At 61.7% G+C, this 18018-nt stretch carries 18 protein-coding genes; 10 read left to right on the forward strand and 8 right to left on the reverse strand.

Annotated features, from left to right (window positions below; all coding sequences use genetic code 11):
- Positions 1–52: 52 nt before the first annotated feature.
- Positions 53–1327: a diaminopimelate decarboxylase gene (gene lysA / locus F0184_RS04440; protein ID WP_150494957.1), complete on the forward strand. Its 1275-nt coding sequence runs from the start codon at positions 53–55 to the stop codon at positions 1325–1327.
- Positions 1328–1465: 138 nt separating this feature from the next.
- On the forward strand, positions 1466–4027 hold the full coding sequence (locus F0184_RS04445) for a TIGR02302 family protein (RefSeq protein WP_208998318.1): 2562 nt from the start codon (positions 1466–1468) through the stop codon (positions 4025–4027).
- 146 nt (positions 4028–4173) lie between these two features.
- Here F0184_RS04445 and F0184_RS04450 read toward each other — a convergent pair whose 3' ends face one another.
- From F0184_RS04450 to F0184_RS04460, 3 genes are read right to left on the reverse strand one after another with little or no spacing between them, the layout of a single operon-like run.
- Positions 4174–4569, reverse strand: coding sequence for a response regulator (locus F0184_RS04450; RefSeq protein WP_150494958.1), 396 nt, complete (start codon positions 4567–4569; stop codon positions 4174–4176).
- Between the two features lies 1 nt (position 4570).
- Positions 4571–5134 carry a hypoxanthine phosphoribosyltransferase gene (gene hpt / locus F0184_RS04455; protein WP_150494959.1) on the reverse strand — a complete coding sequence of 188 codons (564 nt, stop codon included), beginning with the start codon at positions 5132–5134 and terminating at the stop codon, positions 4571–4573.
- Position 5135: 1 nt separating this feature from the next.
- A complete protein-coding gene (locus F0184_RS04460) occupies positions 5136–6056 on the reverse strand; it encodes a zinc-ribbon domain-containing protein (protein ID WP_150494960.1) in 921 nt (306 codons plus the stop codon).
- 211 nt (positions 6057–6267) lie between these two features.
- On the opposite strand from F0184_RS04460, the gene ftsE reads away from it, so the two are divergent.
- From ftsE to F0184_RS04480, 4 genes are all read left to right on the forward strand, one after another.
- Positions 6268–6927, forward strand: coding sequence for a cell division ATP-binding protein FtsE (gene ftsE / locus F0184_RS04465; RefSeq protein WP_150494961.1), 660 nt, complete (start codon positions 6268–6270; stop codon positions 6925–6927).
- Between the two features lie 160 nt (positions 6928–7087).
- A complete protein-coding gene (locus F0184_RS04470; protein ID WP_244298970.1) occupies positions 7088–7966 on the forward strand; it encodes a cell division protein FtsX in 879 nt (292 codons plus the stop codon).
- A gap of 65 nt (positions 7967–8031) precedes the next feature.
- Entirely contained in the window at positions 8032–8763 is a 732-nt protein-coding gene (locus tag F0184_RS04475) for a YdcF family protein (RefSeq protein ID WP_150494963.1), read from the forward strand.
- Between the two features lie 55 nt (positions 8764–8818).
- Complete coding sequence (locus F0184_RS04480; protein ID WP_150494964.1) at positions 8819–9619, forward strand: lysophospholipid acyltransferase family protein; 801 nt, start codon at positions 8819–8821, stop codon at positions 9617–9619.
- On the opposite strand, the gene F0184_RS04485 is transcribed toward F0184_RS04480, so the two are convergent.
- Positions 9612–10142 (reverse strand): gamma-glutamylcyclotransferase, encoded by a 531-nt coding sequence (locus tag F0184_RS04485; RefSeq protein WP_150495182.1) that lies wholly within the window; start codon positions 10140–10142, stop codon positions 9612–9614. The two genes, F0184_RS04480 and F0184_RS04485, sit on opposite strands and share 8 nt — an antisense overlap.
- A 116-nt stretch (positions 10143–10258) precedes the next feature.
- Here F0184_RS04485 and F0184_RS04490 point away from each other — a divergent pair, with 116 nt between their 5' ends.
- Positions 10259–11311, forward strand: a complete 1053-nt coding sequence (locus tag F0184_RS04490) for a DUF2125 domain-containing protein (RefSeq protein ID WP_150494965.1) — start codon at positions 10259–10261, stop codon at positions 11309–11311.
- Positions 11312–11315: 4 nt separating this feature from the next.
- On the opposite strand, the gene F0184_RS04495 is transcribed toward F0184_RS04490, so the two are convergent.
- Positions 11316–11777, reverse strand: a complete 462-nt coding sequence (locus tag F0184_RS04495; protein WP_150494966.1) for a GNAT family N-acetyltransferase — start codon at positions 11775–11777, stop codon at positions 11316–11318.
- A 206-nt stretch (positions 11778–11983) separates the two neighbouring features.
- Between F0184_RS04495 and F0184_RS04500 the strand changes: the two genes are divergently transcribed.
- Together F0184_RS04500 and F0184_RS04505 are read left to right on the forward strand one after the other, a co-directional pair.
- Positions 11984–12868, forward strand: coding sequence for an HpcH/HpaI aldolase/citrate lyase family protein (locus tag F0184_RS04500; RefSeq protein ID WP_150494967.1), 885 nt, complete (start codon positions 11984–11986; stop codon positions 12866–12868).
- Positions 12869–12891: 23 nt separating this feature from the next.
- On the forward strand, positions 12892–13095 hold the full coding sequence (locus tag F0184_RS04505) for a DUF1737 domain-containing protein (protein ID WP_150494968.1): 204 nt from the start codon (positions 12892–12894) through the stop codon (positions 13093–13095).
- Positions 13096–13106: 11 nt separating this feature from the next.
- Here the strand turns inward: F0184_RS04505 and F0184_RS04510 are convergent, their stop codons facing one another.
- The 3 genes from F0184_RS04510 to htpX form a co-directional block, all read right to left on the reverse strand.
- On the reverse strand, positions 13107–14855 hold the full coding sequence (locus F0184_RS04510; RefSeq protein WP_208998319.1) for a heparinase II/III family protein: 1749 nt from the start codon (positions 14853–14855) through the stop codon (positions 13107–13109).
- Between the two features lie 129 nt (positions 14856–14984).
- Entirely contained in the window at positions 14985–16319 is a 1335-nt protein-coding gene (gene rsmB, locus F0184_RS04515; protein WP_208998320.1) for a 16S rRNA (cytosine(967)-C(5))-methyltransferase RsmB, read from the reverse strand.
- A gap of 172 nt (positions 16320–16491) precedes the next feature.
- The gene (gene htpX, locus F0184_RS04520; RefSeq protein ID WP_150494970.1) at positions 16492–17496 is read right to left on the reverse strand and encodes a zinc metalloprotease HtpX; all 1005 of its coding nucleotides are present in this window, start codon (positions 17494–17496) and stop codon (positions 16492–16494) included.
- A gap of 170 nt (positions 17497–17666) precedes the next feature.
- On the opposite strand from htpX, the gene F0184_RS04525 reads away from it, so the two are divergent.
- Positions 17667–17891 (forward strand): DUF1674 domain-containing protein, encoded by a 225-nt coding sequence (locus tag F0184_RS04525; RefSeq protein WP_150495184.1) that lies wholly within the window; start codon positions 17667–17669, stop codon positions 17889–17891.
- Positions 17892–18018 lie beyond the last annotated feature (127 nt).

Raw genomic sequence — 18018 nt, forward strand, 5'->3', positions numbered from 1 at the left:
CCGCATCCTGACCGGGCAACGCGCCCGGATTTGCCCCAAATGGGAGCCTGTCTTGCACCATTTCGCTTACAAGAATGGCGTGTTGCACGCCGAAGATGTTCCGCTCCCGCGGATTGCCGCCGACGTTGGGACGCCGTTCTATGTCTATTCCACGGCGACCTTGACCCGGCATTACGAGGTCTTCACCTCAGCTTTCAGCGATATCCCCTCGCTGGTCTGCTACGCGATGAAGGCCAATTCCAACCAGGCGGTTCTCGCGACCCTGGCAAGGCTGGGCGCCGGCATGGACGTGGTGTCGGAAGGCGAGCTTCGCCGCGCGCGCGCGGCCGGCGTTCCGGCCAGCAAGATTTTGTTCTCCGGAGTTGGCAAAACCGAGGCGGAACAGGCTTGCGCACTGGCCGAGGACATTCTTTGTTTCAACGTGGAATCCGAGCCCGAGTTGCATCAGCTGTCGCGGGTCGCCATGGACATGGGAACCGTTGCCCGGGTTTCCCTGCGCATCAATCCCGATGTGGACGCCAGGACCCACGCGAAAATCTCCACGGGCAAGGCGGAAGACAAGTTCGGGATTTCATGGCAAAGGGCCCGGGAAGTCTACGCGACCGCCGCCCGCCTGCCGGGGATCAAGGTCACCGGCATCGACATGCATATCGGGTCCCAGATCACGGACTTGCAGCCATTCGATGATGCCTTTGCCCGGCTCGGCGGATTGATCCGGGATTTGCGCGCGGACGGCCATGTTATCGATCACATCGATCTCGGCGGCGGCCTTGGCATTCCCTACACGAGCGACAACGACCCGCCGCCGCATCCCGATGCCTATGCCGAAGTCGTGAAAAAGCATGTTCGTGAGCTGGATTGCACGATCATGTTCGAGCCGGGCCGCCTGATCGCAGGCAATGCCGGTCTGCTCGTTACCAAGGTCATTTACGTGAAGGATGGCGATGACAAGCACTTTGTCATCGTCGACGGGGCGATGAATGATCTGATCCGCCCGACGCTCTATGATGCGTACCATGAAGTGCGGCCTGTCCTGGAACCTGGCGGCGATGCATCGCGGCTGAAGGCCGATATTGTCGGGCCGGTGTGCGAAACCGGCGATTATCTCGCCAAGGGGCGCGATATTCCGCTTGTCGCCGCCGGAGATCTTCTGGCCGTTTTTTCGGCGGGCGCCTATGGCGCGGTTCAGGCCGGCACCTACAATTCCCGCCTTTTGATACCCGAGGTGCTTGTGAACAATGACGAGTTTGCCGTCGTCCGGCCCCGGCCAACCTATGACGATATGATCGGTCTGGACCGGATTCCGGAGTGGCTAACGGGTTCGTGACATAATTTCTGCCGTGTTTACCGGGTCAACTGCTTGCCGAGTCCGGTCCTTTGCCTCACCTTACATAAGGCGACGAGGGCCAAAGTCCGGGTGGGAACGCCAGGGCTGAGCCAGGACGCGTGACACGGAGGCGGACAATTGACCCGCAGCACCAATGACCCAGGCCATTCCCCCGAGCGGCCCGCTGATCCGGATCAGCTGACGCCCTCGGTTATTGCGCGGCGCCTTGACAAGGTCATTCGTCAAAGCCGCATGTCCCTCTTTGTGGAACGGGTGTGGCGCGCCGTCTTCCCGCCCCTCATCGTGGTCGCCTTGTTCGTGGGTTTGTCCTGGCTTGGGCTTTGGCTGGTGCTGCCGATTTGGCTGCGGGTTATCGTTCTGGTTGGTCTGGCGGCCGGGTTTTTGTGGTCCGCGCGCGGGCTTTTGGGTGTCCGGTGGCCGGGCCGCGAAGAGGCGCTGGCCCGGGTGGAGCGCGACAGCGGTGTCGACCATCGCCCTTTGACGGCCTTCGAGGACGAGCTTTCCCTGGGTGGAGATGACCCGGCCACCTTGGCTTTGTGGACCCTCCACAAACGCCGGATGAGCGCAGCGCTGTCCAAGATGAAGGCGAAGCGCCCCGATCCCCAGGCGTTCCGGCTGGACCCTTTTGCGTTCCGGGTCGTGGCGGTCATGGTTCTTGTCGTCGGGTTCATGTCTTCCGGTCAGGACAGATGGATGCGGCTTGGCGCGGCATTTGATGTGCCGCTGAGCAGCCAGGAGATCGCCAGCCGTCTGGATGCCTGGGTGACCCCGCCGGTCTACACCAACGAGCCGCCGATTTACCTTACGGGCGAAAGTGCGGGTCTGCGCGATCCGGGCGCCCTGATTTCCGTGCCTGAAGGGTCTGTTGTGACCATCCGGGCGCAAGGCCTCAGCAATCTGAGCGTGACCTTCGAAGGCTCGGACGGCGCCGACCCGGTTGCGGTCCTGCCCGCCGGCGAGGATGAGGCGCTCGGCGAAGACGTCCCGTTCGAGGTCAGCCATGAGCTCAACGACACCGGGGCAATCGTCCTGGCTCGTGGGCAAACGGAGATTTCCCGGTTCGGCTTTGACGTTCGTCCGGATGACAGTCCGGATATCCGCCTTCTGGATGATCCCGAACAGCAGTTGAGCGGCGCTTTGAAGTTCGAATACCTGGTGCAGGACGACTACGGCGTCGTTGCGGCGGAGGCCCGGATTGCCCCGGCGCCGGATACCTCGCCCAATCCCAAGCCCCGCCGTCCGCTGGTAGATGCACCGCAATTTCCCCTCTCGCTGCCGCCACGCTCCGCATCGTCGAGTACCGGCGAAACCATTCGCGATTTGACATCCCATCCCTGGGCGGGCTCCGACGTGGACCTTACACTCCTTGCGCGTGACGAAGCCGGTCAGGAGGGATATTCCCCGGCGTATCGGATTACCCTTCCGCAGCGGCGCTTCCGCAAGCCGCTGGCCCGCGCCATCGTCGAACAGCGCCGGGATCTGGCCCTGGATGCCAACAACCACGTCCGGGTGATTACCGCGCTGGATGGATTGATGCTCTCTCCCGAAACGTTCGATGTCGGAGCGCGCGTCTATCTGGGGATGGACTACGCTTATCGCCAGGTCGTGGCAGCCCGGACGGATGACGAACTGAAGTCCCTGCTTCCCTTGCTCTGGGATCTGGCGCTGACCATCGAGGATGGGGATTTGTCGATGGCCGAGCGGGCACTCCGCGACGCGCAGGAAGCGCTGCGTGACGCGCTTGAAAACGGCGCCAGCGACGAGGAGATCGAACGTCTGACCCAGGAGTTGCGGGAGGCGTTGAACGATTACATGCAGGCTTTGGCGGAACAGTTGCGCAGCAACCCCCAGGCCATGCAGCCGTTCAATTCGCAGCAGCAAAACCTGTCGCAGCAGGACCTTTCGCAGATGCTGGACCGGATCGAAGAACTGGCGCGCACCGGTTCCCGGGACGCCGCGCGCGAACTTCTCGCCCAGATGCAGCAAATGCTGGAAAATCTGCAAGCTGGCCGGCCGCAACAGATGCCGGACGGCATGACCAGCGAGATGATGGAGATGCTGAACGAACTCGGTGAAATGATCCAGCGCCAGCAGCAGTTGATGGATCAGACCCACCAGTTCAATCAAAACCAGCAGCAGGGTCAGCAGGGCCAGCAGCAGCAACGCGGACAGGGCCAGCAACAAATGACCGCAGAGCAATTGCAGCAAATGCTCGATCAGCTACAGCAGGGTCAAGGCGATCTGGCGCAGCAGCTCCAGCAGCTCATGGACCAGCTCGGTCAGAACGGCATGGGGGAAAACGAAGCTCTCGGCGAAGCCGGTGATTCGATGGGTCAGGCACAGGACTCCCTCGGCCAGGGTCAGGGGCAGCAGGCGCTGGGTCAGCAAGGCGATGCGCTGGATGCGCTCCGGCGCGGCGCGCAGGGCATGGCCCAGCAAATGATGGGCCAGGGCGAGGGACCGGGCATGGCGCAAGGCCGTTCTCCGATGGACGAGGACCCGCTGGGACGGCCCCGCCGGACAGAGGGCCCAGACTTCGGCAACCGCGTGCAGGTGCCGGATGAAATCGACGTTCAAAGGGCACGTCGCATCCTGGAAGAGCTGCGCCGCCGCTTCTCGGACCCGGACCGGCCGCAAATCGAGCTCGATTATCTTGAACGCCTGTTACGGCGGTACTAGCCCGGTGTCTGGGATGCTGCAAGCGGGGGTCATCCGCAAAACTGTCCCATCTGGTCCAAGGGCAGATTGAAAACCAAAACCCCGGTTCTTGGCCGGGGTTTTCATCTGTGCCGGGATAACGCCTGCCGGAAAAACCGGCCGGCCGGTCAGGCGATCCGCAAGGCGTGGTCGGGCAGGGACTTGGGAAGAGCCTGACGCACCGCGCGCCGGATGTCAGCCAGCGAAAAAGGCTTGGAAATGACATCCCTGACCAATTCGTCCAGACCATTCGCTCGCTCGCGCTGATCGGCGAAGCCGGTCATCAGCAAGATGGGCATGTCGGGAAAAGCGCGTGCGGTGTGCAAGGCCAGCGCGATCCCGTCCATGACCGGCATCTTGATGTCGGACAGGAGAAGGTCAAAGGCACCATTCTCGCGGGTCAAACGGTCCACGGCCTCGCCGCCGTCTTCGGCCGCCTCCACGGAATGCCCGTCGAGTTCCAAGGCGCGTTTTACAAATCCCCGCACCGCGTCGTCATCTTCGGTCAGAAGAATGCGGGCCATCCTAGTCTCCCTCGTTATCACGGGTCTCCGGATCGTTTTCCGGAACCACGTAACCGATGAACGGCAATTGCCGCCATGCGTGTCCCATATCCATGCCGTAGCCGACGACAAATTTGTCGGGACAGGCAAAACCAATATAATCGGCCGAAATGGAGATTTTCCTGCTCTGCGGCTTGTCGAGAAGCGCGGCGATCCTGACGGATTTTGCCCCGCGGTCCAGAAGCCTTTGGCAGGCAAAACTCAGTGTGCGGCCCGATTCGAGAATATCGTCCACCAAAATGATGTCCCGGCCGTTAACGTCACTTTCGACATCGCGCAAAATCCGGATATTTTCCGACCCGACGGTCCCTGCGCCGTAACTGGACAGGTGAATGAATTCCATCTCGGGCTCCAGGCCCGCGCGATGCATTGCCCTGACCAGATCCGCTGCGAATATGAAGCTTCCCTTCAAAACGGCGACTACAAGCAGGTTGTCAGGGTTGCTCCGGGCGATTTCCGCCGCCAGATCCTCGACGCGGGTCGAAATCGTGTCTTCATCGAACAGGGTGTTGATCGTAACGGCCATATTACTCGAGCACTATCTGTCGTTGGGTGCGGTCAATGAACCGGACCTGGATGTCGTTGGCCCCGTCAGGAGGATCGGACAGGATCGTCCGGAACCTGGTTTCATCGAGGGCGTTGAGCGATTTGGTTCGTGGTTCTACCGTCCAAGAATAAATGTCTTGCAAATCTGTTCCCCGAATAGTCAGGCGAACGGCGGGAACCGGGTTGGGGCCTTCAAGAACATTGCGGATTGTGCCCTCCACCACCAGCACTCGCTCGCCTTCATTGACGTCGGAAAAGGTCCGGAGATCCCTGAATTCGAGCCCGCGCAGGTTCACGTCTAGGCCAACAAGTCCATAAAGGCTAGCCAGATCCGGCGCTTGTTTGACGATCGCCGCCCGGTTCAGGACAAGCAGGGCCAGAACGCCGATCGACCCGACAAACAGCGCGATCCCTGAAATGCGACGGTAATTCCGGCGGGCCAGCCAGGTCAGGATGGCACCGATCCGGTCACGGCGGAATTTATAGGGATTGACCTTGATTTTCGGCCGGTTGGCAAAGGATTCGACATCGACCGGCTGCTTTCCCGCCTCGGGCGCGGCAGCTTCGGATTGGGGCGCGGCCTTCTGCTGAGCTGCTTTCCGCTCAGCGGCCCGCGGGGCAGGCTTTTCAGGCGCGCCAGTGTCCGCATCATCCCAGTCGTCCGCTTTTTGCTCACCCTCGCTCCACGAGGACGAGTCTTCCGCAGCATCGTCAGTCCAGTCCTTCATGTCGCCGCGATCTGTATCCCCGACTGGAGAGGGATCCTCTTCGGCGGCATTATCCTGTGGAGAAACGAACCAGCGATTTCCGCAGCGCGCACATTTCACGCTCCGGCCCTCTGTGCCCAGGATGGCCGGCTTGATGTCGTAGGTGGTGCTGCACTCCGGGCATTTGATCTTCATATGTCAGAAGACCCCTCGCCTTCCTTGAAGCCATAGCGGTCAGCCTGGCCGATATGTACCGCTTCCGGCACTGTCCAAAATACGTTACCCACACTATAGCTGGGCGGCGCGCGCGCGTTCCCACCCTTTTTCTCAAGATGGGCATCCATATGTTTAATGAAACGTTAACGCGGCGGGCGTTAACGTGCCTTGCGACCAAGGAGTAAACCGCGTGATCCGTTTCGAGAATGTCGGCTTGAGATACGGCATGGGGCCGGAGATTTTGCGCGATCTCTCGTTCGAGATTGCCCCGCAATCCTTCCAGTTCCTCACCGGACCATCGGGAGCGGGGAAAACAAGTCTTATCCGCCTGCTGTTCATGTCGCTCAAGCCCACCCGGGGGTTGATCCGGATCTTCAACCGCGACCTCAGCCAGATAGACAAGCAGGAAATCCCCTTGCTCCGCCGGAAAATCGGCGTGGTGTTTCAGGATTTCCGCCTCCTGGATCATCTGACAACCTATGAAAACATCGCGCTTCCCCTACGTGTTGTTGGCAAGGAGGAAGCCGAGTATCGCGCGGATGTGGTTGAATTGTTGAAGTGGGTGGGGCTGGGCGAGCGAATGCAGGCCATGCCGCCGGTTTTGTCAGGTGGCGAAAAGCAGCGCGCCGCCATTGCCCGGGCGCTAATCACCCGGCCGGACGTGCTTTTGGCGGATGAACCGACGGGCAATGTCGACCCGCCGCTGGCCCGCCGCCTTTTGCGTCTTTTCATTGAACTCAACAAGCTGGGGACATCCGTGGTGATTGCCACCCATGACATCGCGCTCCTCGAACAGGTTGAAGCCCGGCGGCTGGTGCTTGCCGATGGCCGCTTGTCTGTGTTCGATTAGGTGGGGAATGGCCAAGATCTCGAAACCCAGAGCGAACGCTTCACGCCAAGCACCAGGCAAGTCAGCCCCCAACCGGCCTCCCGCACCGGCCCGCGCCAAACCGGCACGGCGCAGGAGGCTGGCGCGGGAAGGGAATGCGCTCCGGCCCACGGCGCCTATCGTGCCGCCGCAATCCGTGGCCGGGCGCGCGCTAACCCTGGTCGTTGCCATCATGAGTTTTCTGGCGTGTCTGACGGTCGGGGCCGTTTCTGTCGTATGGGACGCCGCAGACGCCTGGCAAAACGATCTTGTTCGCGAAGTTACCATACAGATCCGGCCTGTGGACGGTATTGATATGGCGCGGGAAATCGACAGGGCGGTGGCTTTGGCGCAGGAGTTTCCGGGGATCGGGGTCGTCCGCGCCCTGTCGGATGCGGAGACAAGGCAGCTTCTGGAACCGTGGCTGGGAGGGGGGCTGGATCTCGACGCTTTGCCTGTCCCCCGGTTGATCCAAATAACCCTGGCGGATCCAGGGAGTGTTGATCTGGATCAGTTGCGCACCGCGATCACGGGATCGATCTCCGGTGCGAGCCTCGACGATCATTCGGTCTGGACCTCCCGCTTGTCGGCGATGGCCGGCACCGTGGTGCTGGCCGGCTTTGCGATCCTGGCCCTGGTCATGGCCTCCATGGTTCTCAGCGTCGTGTTCGCCACCCAGGCGGCCATGGCGGGGAACAAGGACGTCATCTCGGTCCTGCATTTTGTGGGCGCCGAAGACAGCTTCATCGCCCGGGAGTTCCAGCGTCACTTCCTGGTGCTCGGCTTGATTGGCGGCATCGCGGGAGGCGCCTGTGCGGTCGTGTGTTTTGTCGTGCTTGATGTTTTCAGCCGGGAAGCGGAAGGTTTGGCAAGCTCGGACCAGTTGTCGGCCTTGTTCGGATCTGTATCCGTTTCACTTCCCGGTTATCTCGGGGTTCTTGCGGTGGTGTTCCTTGTTGCGGTACTGACCGCTTTGACGTCTGGACTGGCCGTAAAAGCCCATCTTGCAAAAGGGGATTGACGCTGGCAGCGGGATTGAACCTGAATGTCCCAAAATCGGCCGAATCATCTATCATCGTCAGGGACATGACACGTGCTAGCCCGCCCGGCCGCGATTCGCTCCGGGCCGAACCCACCCCCTCCTGCTCGACCGGATCGCGTTCGGAAGCGATCCGCCGGGGCGGGATTTGGCCAAATGGCCCGCAGGCGGGGTGGTCTGTCCCGCTCCGGGGTCTCTTGGCGGGCGGTGTACTCGGCTTTGCCTTTATACTGATCGCCTTTGCCGGGTTGTTCGGCGTTTTTGCCCATAAGGTGTCGACTGCCAGCCTTCCCGCCGATCCGCAGGCGGATGCGATTGTCGTTCTCACCGGCGGGACGGAGCGCATCTCCCAGGCGTTGACCTTGTTGGATGAAGGCAGGGCCCGTCGCCTGCTGATTTCCGGGGTTCACCCGGGAACGACCCGGGACCAGATCGTCTCTGTCACGTCGGCCGACCGTCCTTTGTTCGATTGTTGCGTGGATCTGGACCGCATCGCCCTGAACACGGCCGGAAACGCGACGGAAACCGCACACTGGGTGAAGAAGCACGGTTTCAAGACACTTTTGGTCGTCACGAGCGCTTACCACCTTCCGCGGGCAAGTCTCGAACTGACCGATACGCTTCCGGATATCGACTTGGTGCCCTATCCGGTTTATGCGTCGGGTCTCGACCTGTCTTCCTGGTATTCTGATCGCAAGACCATGCAGCTTCTCATGCGGGAATATGTGAAGTATACCCTCGCGCGTCTACGCATCGGGGCCAGCCGGATTTTTGGCTAGGCTGGCACATGCTTTCTAGGCCGACGAAGAGCCTAGCCAGCGGACGAGAGGTTTTATGCTGTTTCTGCGCTCCACCTTGTTCCAGATCCTTTTTTACGGCGTTACGCTGGTCATGATGATCCTGTTGTCGCCGGTAATGTTGCTGCCGCGCCGATGGGGCTGGTGGGTCGTGCCCCTGTGGTCCCGAATGCTGCTGGCGCTCATGCGTTATGTCGCCGGTCTCAAGGTTGAACTCCGCGGACTTGAAAACATCCCGCAGGGCGGGTGCATGGTGGCGCTCAAGCACCAATCAGCCTGGGAAACGGTGACGCTGATCCCGCACTTCCCGGACCCGACCTTCATCTTGAAGCGGGAATTGCGCTGGATCCCGATTTTCGGCTGGTACACGGCAAAATTCCGGCAAATTCCGATCAATCGCGGCAAACGGTCTGAAGCGCTTGCGGCCATGGTGGAGTCCGCCAAGCAGGCGATCTGCGAAGGCCGGCAGATCATGATCTTCCCCGAAGGCACGCGCCGCCCGGCGGGGGCGGAACCGAAGTACAAGTTCGGAATTGCGCACCTTTACAAGGAGCTCCAGTGTCCGGTGCTGCCCGTGGCCCACAATGCGGGTCTCTATTGGCCACGATCGTCCTGGTTGGTTTATCCTGGAACGGTGATCGTTGAATTCCTGCCGATCCTCCCGCCGGGACTGGCGATGGATGAGTTCCATACGCAAATGGTGGAACGGATCGAAACCGCCAGCAACCGGCTGATCGACGAAGCCCGGCATGCGCCCCACCCTTCCCCGGTCCTTTCCCGGTTGCCGGAAAACAGCTCCCGCAGGGGCTCAGGCAGCGCCCAGGCAACCGTCACCTGACGCAGTCAAGCCTCAGCTTGTCCGCCAGCCAGGTCACCGTACGGTCCTTGATACCGAGCTCGGCAAGATGAGCCGCCGTGTTCAGGACATAATCCGGGTTCTGTCCCGATTGTCCTTGCGCGCCACGCACGATCTCGAGCTGTTTCTCCCGCGGCAGCGAGCCGGCATATTGCGGGTGGGTGCGGTCGACCATATAGGTCAGCGCGGGCACGGTGCGCCCGTCGCTCAGGCGGATGGTGCGCCACCGCTCCAGGTAAACCATGGTGACCTGCTCCCGCGCGCGCAAGTAGGCAATGGTTTCGTCGCGGTTGGTCTGATGCACATGATAGGCCATGCCACGGCAGGCGCCCCCCCGGTCCAGGCCAAATACCAGGCCGGGTCGTTCCTGTGTGCCCCGATGAACCCAGGAGTAGACGCAAAGCGAGCGGTGCGCGCCGTGCAGCACGCCCGGGAGGGCATGCATATGCTGAAAACCTGGATTCCACATCAAGGACCCGTAACCAAAGACCCAAAAATCGCTCATCATTGACCGCTTGCTTCAGACTGCCCGGCGGAGATAGCAATCTGTCATCCTGTGTGCAATGTTGCCGCGAATTTTGATCCGTAAGGATCGTGAAGCGTTCCTGGGACAGGATTTCGATGGCCGCAAATTCCTCCGAACCGAAAAAAAATCTGAAAATCCGGTACTTCGGGCTGATGGGGGCTGTTGTGTTGGGAATTGCCGGCTGGTCGGGCGCATGGGCGTATGGCCGAACGGTTCTGGCCGGCGAACTCGAAGCGCAGATCGGCCACCTGGCGGATGGCGGCTTGCATATCCAGTGCGCCGATCAGGCGATCTCGGGTTTTCCATTCCGCTATGAAGTGAGGTGTTCCCGGTTGAGCGCCGCCACCCCGCTGGGCGCGACCGCCGAGCTTGGCACGGTCCAGGCAGTCGCTTTGGTCTACAATCCCAGGCATATCATCTTCGAAAGCATGGGGCCGGCTGATCTCCGATCACCACTGACCGGTGAATCCCTCACGGGTCAATGGCAGCTTGCGCGCAGCAGCGTCAAATTTTCAGACAACAGCGTCGACCAGATCGACGCGATCATTGAGGGGCCTGAACTTGCGTTGGCCAGCCCGGCCCGCGAGCTTTCGGTCAAGGCGGAAAAACTGGGCCTCCACACCCGGATAGTCGAAACGAGTCCCGGTGACGCGGAAATCTTCCTGTCGGCGGATGCCGTGACATCGGGGGAAAGCCCCGAGGGTCTGCCGCCGGCAGGTTTCCGGCTGCACCTGCGGATCCCGGATGGTGCTGGATTGATGGCTGGCCAGCCCTTCGTGGACCTGCTGCGGAACGCGGACGGGGGCTTGCCGGTCGAGCTTGTCCTGGCCTCTCTGGATGCAGAGCCATCGCGGCTCGAGATCAGCGGCGCGCTGATTCTCCAGCCCGACGGGCATCTGTCGGGGACTTTGACTGTCAAGGTGCGGGAAATCGAAGCGCTTGCCCGGTATGCCGGATTGTTCCTGCCGCCGGACTCGGCCTTGCCCCGGACGCTGGACAGCATAGCCAGGTCCCTTGCCCAGGCCGCACGGGCGAGCGATCCGGATGTCGGAGAGGTCGAGTTGCCGGTCGTGATCAGCAATGGGTCGGTCCGGGCGGGATTCCTGCCGCTGGGCCAGATCCCGCCTGTTTTTCCGGCCGGTTATTGACCGGTCAATCTCCTGCGATCCGGTCGATCGGGATCACATAGCTTTTCCGGTGATCGGGCTCGGCGATTTTTTCATAAAGGGTGACAGCGGGCACGTTCTTGCCCGGCACCAGCCAACGCAAGTGGAGCCAGCCGCGTTTGTGGCCTTCGTCCACCAGCATCTCGATCATCCGCCGCGCAATGCCCTGTCGGCGATGCTCGGGATGAACGTAGATGTCGTCAAGCTGACCAAGCCGGAGGCCGGTGATCAGTTCGGGCAGATCGAAATACACGGCAAAACCGATCAGTGTTTCGCCGTGGAACGCGCCGAGCACTTCCGCTGCCGTGTCGCCGAGGATCCGCTCGGCGTAAAACTCATCCGGCCGGCGGGGCGCGCCTCTTTTCAGGGCTTGCGCGTTTTCAGCGATCAGCGGTGCAAGCTGGTGGGCGTCATCGAGGCCAAGGGCCCGGATCTCGGGTTTGTTCATGAGGTCTCCGAAACGGTCGGTCAGGTGTGAATGTGCAAGATGTCCCAAAACCCTTGCCCGGATCAAGGCAGTGTTTTGCCGGACGGTGCCGATCTCCCGGCCAAAGCCCGCCCACCTGTCCCGTTCCGCCCTTCGGATGATTTCGCCCGCCTGTCTCTTCCGATAGGCTATGGCGATCCATCCTAGAAACGGCTTCAGGACTTATCATGACCCTCACCCTGCGTCCCCGGCGCTCTGCCCTTTACATGCCCGGTTCCAATGCACGTGCGCTTGAAAAGGCAAAGTCCCTCGATGTCGATTGCCTGATCCTCGATCTTGAGGATGCGGTGGCTCCGGATGCAAAAGCGGAAGCGCGCAGCCAGGTCGTTGAAGCCGTGAAGGGCGGGGGCTATGGCCAGCGTGAACTTGTCATCCGGATCAACGGGCTCGATACCGACCATGCCGAGGAAGACTTGAAAGCGGCGGTCGAGGCCGGCCCGGACGCGATCCTCGTGCCCAAGGTGAACAGCCCGGCCGATCTGGAGCGGGTCGCAATCCGTTTGAAGGTGCTCAAGCCGGGCCAGCCGCCCAAGCTTTGGGCGATGATGGAAACGCCGCAAGCGATGCTGAATGCCGCGGCAATCGGCGCCTGCGGGCTCGATAGCGGCGTTGGTCTGACCTGCTTCGTCATGGGCACCAACGATCTTGCCAAGGAAACCCGCGCCCGGCTGGTGCCTGGACGCAGGGTCATGCTGCCCTGGCTCATGACCTGTGTCGCCGCGGCTCGGGCCGGGGACATTGATATTCTGGATGGGGTATTCAACGGCCTGGACGACATGGACGGGTTCGCCGCCGAATGCCGCCAGGGCGCGGATATGGGAATGGATGGCAAGACGCTCATTCATCCAAAACAGATCGAGGCCTGCCATGCCGCCTTTTCCCCTTCCGAAGACGAAGTCGGTTGGGCGCGCCGGATCAATGCGGCTTTCGATGATCCCGAAAACGCGGGAAAAGGTGTGATCCAGGTGGACGGAAAGATGGTCGAGCGCCTACATGCGGAGATGGGCCGGCGGGTGATCGCGATTTCCGATGCCATCGCCGCCCGCGGCTAATCCCACCCTTGCGAGAAGATTTTATGAAACTGTATCGTTTTATCACCGGTGTCGACGACAGCGAGTTCTGCCATCGGGTCACCCAGGCGCTCAACAATGGCTGGGAACTCCATGGATCGCCCTGCCTTTCCTTCGACGCGGTAAAAGGCCAGACGATGTGTGGCCAAGCCGTGGTGAAAATCAAGGACGGTGACTACACACGCGATCTCAAACTTGGAGAGCAGTAGGAACCGGCGGCTCACTCATCATCGAGCGGCAGTTCGGTTTCGTCGAACTTGGTGGAGCCTCGGCGGCTGAGACGGGCCACAGCCGTCCGGCGAAACTGCCAAGTCACCGAGGAATCGGTCTCCGTCGAGCCATACAAGACGATCTGGAAGGTCCGGCGATGGCCGTAGACGTCCGAAAGATAGATCGATTCTTCCAGGGCAATCGCACGGCCAAGCGCATCAAATTCCCATGCTTCGCCGTCCGGACAGACGAGCAGAACGGCGGTATCCCCGCGCAGGAGGCTGCTCTTGACTTGCGGATGGAGGTGAAACCTCAGCGCGTAGTCGCGAGAGCGCGCGGCACCGGTGGCCCTGAACGTATCCATCCCATCCAGCACGGTGCCGTCACCGGCGAGCCGCATGTCCCGTTCATGCACAATCCCAAAGCTCTGCAAATACCCGTCGTGGGAAGCGGTTACCCGCGTGCCGGTGTCATCATCGGAGCGGTTGACCGGGACATCAACCGGACCCGAGATGACCGGCGCTCCAAGCCATTTGCCAAAAGGCTTTTCGGCCAGGAAACGGCACGACGAGGTGTCGTCGAGCGTTGCCGTCGAGTGTGCGGCGGTCGACCGGCTCACCTGTCGCCAGGCGGCGTTGGACAGGCCGGAAACCCCGCAATTGACAATCAGCCGATGGGCTCCGGCCGACATCTCGAAAGACAACGTCCCCGCATGCGCTTCGAGCGAGACGCCTGCATCGGGCGGTGGGCCGGTTTCGATCAGGACAACCGTTTGGCCACAGACGAGACGCTGGTAGCCGGAATGCGGCGCGTTCACCGGGGCCGATCCGCGCGCGTCGTCATACGCCATGATGGTGGCGACCAAATCATTGGGCGTTGAGCCCATGCCGTTGAAGTGGGCGAATTTCCCGTCGCCGTGCCGGAAAAACCGCATCATGGGCATCATCCGGTCAACGGATTGGAGCATGGCTTGAGGCACCTCCAACCCTTGAGCGACAAAAGCCTGCCTGACTGGAAGCAGGTCCGCCAGAACATCGATCAGGGCGCGGGGATTGCGGGAGATATGGCCGCCATCAGCAAGGATTTGGCGGGACAGTTCCTGGTTGAGGCGCCGCAGGCTCTGCCGTGCAAACCGGCCCTGGCCGGCCATGGAAACGCATGCCGCGGCAATCGCGATAGCCGCCTGCAGCCGTTCGACCCCATCCTGGGTCTCGTTGATCGTGCGTCTGAGGAAGCGGACCTGCCGGGCAAGCGAGCGCAGGAACCGGCGGTAGAAGTCGTGGTCGCCCTCTTCGAGGACAAACGGGGAGTGCGACAACCACGCCATGACCCGGCGCGTCACAACCGGGGTTTCCCAGCCGACCGAATGCCGGTTTCCGCACAGCCTGATCCAGTCGTCGACCAGCGCGCGGGCATTTTGCTGGGCCACCCGGCTTTCGGAGGCCCGAAGGTCGCGCAACCAGCCAAAACTGTGGAGTTCTCTCAGCCAGTCCTTGTGGCCGGTCCGGACCTCGAACGGCGAGTTTCCCTGAGTTTCGACGAGGTGTCCTGAAAACAGGAAGCGGCCGCCATAGATGTCGGCGGCGTTCATGGCGTCGGCGGTTCGAAGGTCCTGCGGGGCAATCAACAAGCGGGCAGGCGTCGACGAGGCGGGACGCAGCCGGAACAACGGTCCGCCATGCACCCACCTCAGCGTGTGTTGCCAGAAATGATTCGCCAGCAGACGCCAGATGCGGCTCTGTTCAGACACCGCACTCATCGTCATGGCACCAAACCGGCACGGAATGACCCCAGTTCACTAATCGGTCGACCCTCTAACACTTCGTTAACCATGATCACGGTTAACGCCCTTACCTCGACTATGGTGCCATACACGGTTTACGGGGCGTTAAAGGCGACGCAAACGGGCCGCGAAAAATCCGTCCATGCCTTCCCAGGTCCCTTCATCTGGGCCGGCATGGCAGGGCAATGTCCGCAAAAAACCCTGCTCGGTGATGGAGTTGTCCAGACCGTTCAGTTCTCCCGGCAAAACGGGCTGCAGTTCGAACCCGGGATTGCGGTTCAAAAAGGCGCTCACTTGTTCCTCGCCTTCCGCCGGTTCGAGCGAACAGGTGCAATAAACGAGCTGCCCGCCGGGCCGCACCCAGTTCGCAACGCGGCCGAGCAGCTCTGCTTGAATTTCGGCAAGTTTTTCAATGTCACGCGGCCGTTTGATATAAGCAACGTCCGGATGACGGCGGATCGTGCCGGTCGCACTGCACGGGGCATCCAGCAGGATCGCGTCGAACGGGGCTTCCGGTTCGTAGTCCCTCAAGTCGGCGGCGACGGTTTCCACGGAGAATCCGAGGCGGGTCATGTTCTCCCGAAGCCGCTTCAAACGGCCGGCGGATATGTCGACGGCCGTAACATGCGCGCCTGCATTGGCGAGTTGCGCTGTCTTGCCCCCCGGAGCGGCGCACAGGTCGGCGATCCGCAGGCCGGCAACATCGCCGAGAAGGCGGGCCGGCAGTGAGGCCGCGAGATCCTGGACCCACCAAGCCCCCTCTTCATACCCCTCCAGCGCGGTGACGGTGGCCCGGTCCCGGAGCCGCACGGTCGGACCGGATAGGGCCAGACCATCGAGGCGCTCGGCCCATCCGTCCGGATCCTGCTTGACTGTGAGATCGAGTGGCGCGGCGTTTCTGTGGGCGGCGGAGATACGCCTTGCCGTTTCCTCGCCATAGGCAGCGGTCCAGTTCTCGAAAAGCCAGTTGGGCGTATTCAGGCGGTCGGCATCGAGATCATTCGTGATCGCATCCTTTTCCCGTCCAAGCCGGCGGAGCACGCCATTGACAAGCCCCTTGTAGGGCTTTGCGCGCCGGTCGATCGAGGCGTGGTCGACCGCCAGCGACACCGCGGCCCGGTCCGGAACGTCGAGATAAATCATCTGTGCGATGGCGACATGCAAAATGTCCTGCACCCGGCCGGTTTTTTCGGGAATATCCCGGTCAAGCAGACGGTTCAGGATTTCCGCAATCTCTCCGCGCCGGCGCAAGCACGCCCCAACGATCGCGCGAACCAGGGCGCGGTCTTGGTGCGGCAAGGCCCGAAACCCGGAATGTCCGGAGGCCAGGTCCAGTTCAGCGTCGAGTGCACGGTGCTTGTGGACAACGTTTCCAAGCAGGTCCGCGGCAATCTTGCGTGCGGCAAAGCCCGGCTTTTCCATCATCGGTGAGTGGCGCATGTCCGCGTCCGCCGGCGGCTGGCGTTTTGGGCCTGATTTTCTGTTGTCTGCCACGTTGGGGTCCGTTCGTGCTCGGGAAAGGGAAATGGCCGCGAGCGGGTCGCCCGCGCGCGGCCATGTTTCCGGTTGTGCCGCTCTTTACCCGCGAACGGGCGTGAAGGACAACCCGCGCTCAGCCCCAGGGCCCTTTCGGCCGGCTGGAGCCTGCTGGCGGAACCGAAGGTCCCCGGCCGCGCGGTTCGCGAACGCTGTTGCCGGAAACGCCGCCCCATGGCCCGCCGGCGGCCGGATCCTGATACCCGGCATTGCGTTCCGGCTGGGCCATTCCGAACCCGCCATTCGATCCGCTCGTGAGTTTCTTCAATTCCGCAATCCGGTTTTCGGTGTTGGGGTGGGTGGAGAAGAGGTTGTCCATCCGTTCGCCCGAAAGAGGGTTGATGATGAACATGTGCGCTGTGGCTGGGTTGTTCTCCGCGTCCTGATTGTGCACGCGCTTGACGCCGCCGGCAATCTTGGAGAGGGCGGAGGCCAGCCACATCGGCTCGCCGCAGATCTGCGCGCCCATCCGGTCGGCCGCATATTCCCGCGTGCGCGAAATAGCCATCTGCACGATGGAGGCTGCCAGCGGGGCAACGATCATCATGAGAATGACGCCGACAATGCCGAGCGGATTGTTCCGGTTGTTCCCAAAAAACAGCGCGAAATTCGCCAGCATGGAGATTGCACCGGCAATCGTGGCGGTGATCGTCATGATCAGTGTGTCATGGTTCTTGATATGCGCCAGTTCATGGGCCATCACGCCGGCCACCTCTTCCGGGCTGAGCATGTCCAGTAGTCCCGTGGTCGCGGCCACGGCCGCGTTTTGCGGATTGCGCCCGGTGGCGAAGGCGTTCGGCTGGGGGTTGTTGATGATGTAGACCTTGGGCATGGGCAGATCGGCGTTGTGCGCGAGCTGCCGCACCATTCTATGGAGATCCGGTGCGGTCCGCTCATCGACTTCCTGCGCATGGTGCATGCGCAAGACCATCTTGTCCGAATTCCAGTAGCTGAACACATTCATGGCGGCGGCCACGGCGAATGCGATCATCATGCCGCCCGTTCCGCCGAGCATGTAGCCCAGTCCCATGAACAAGGCCGTCATGGCAGCCAGAAGCATGCCTGTCCGAACGTAATTCATTGACGTATCCGTTTGTCCTGTGTTGTCCCGCACGCCACCGCTCTATATAGGGCGGACAAATGCAGAGATGGTGACAGCGCGTCGTGTCCGCAAGCTTGGCGGTTCCGCAGCGGCACCGGACAGGAGGTGAGAAGGTGGACGAAAAAGACTTTCCAGCGTCGGACACTCCAATGCCGGACGCCCCCTCTCTCGCCTCGGATGTCGCCGTCCAACCCAAAAAAGCCTTTAAGGACTTGCCGCCCGCGGCGCAGCGCGCCCTGCAGGAGGCGGCGGAGCGGCGTAAAGCGATCGATGCCAAGCACAACGCGATGCCCCGCGAGATCGACGGGCGTGGCGGTCTCGAACCAACCCGCTACGATGACTGGGAAATCAAGGGGCTGACCGTCGATTTCTAAAAGAATCCCGGGGTTGCCTGGTCCCTGTTCCGGCAAGAGCAGGATCCACCGGCCTATGTGTATTCTCTGCATTGGTCGCGGGGAGCGGTACCATCGGGTGCCGCGTTCCAAATCCACGAAATCTGTG

The organism is Roseibium aquae (assembly GCF_008711285.1).
GTDB classification, from domain to species: domain Bacteria; phylum Pseudomonadota; class Alphaproteobacteria; order Rhizobiales; family Stappiaceae; genus Roseibium; species Roseibium aquae.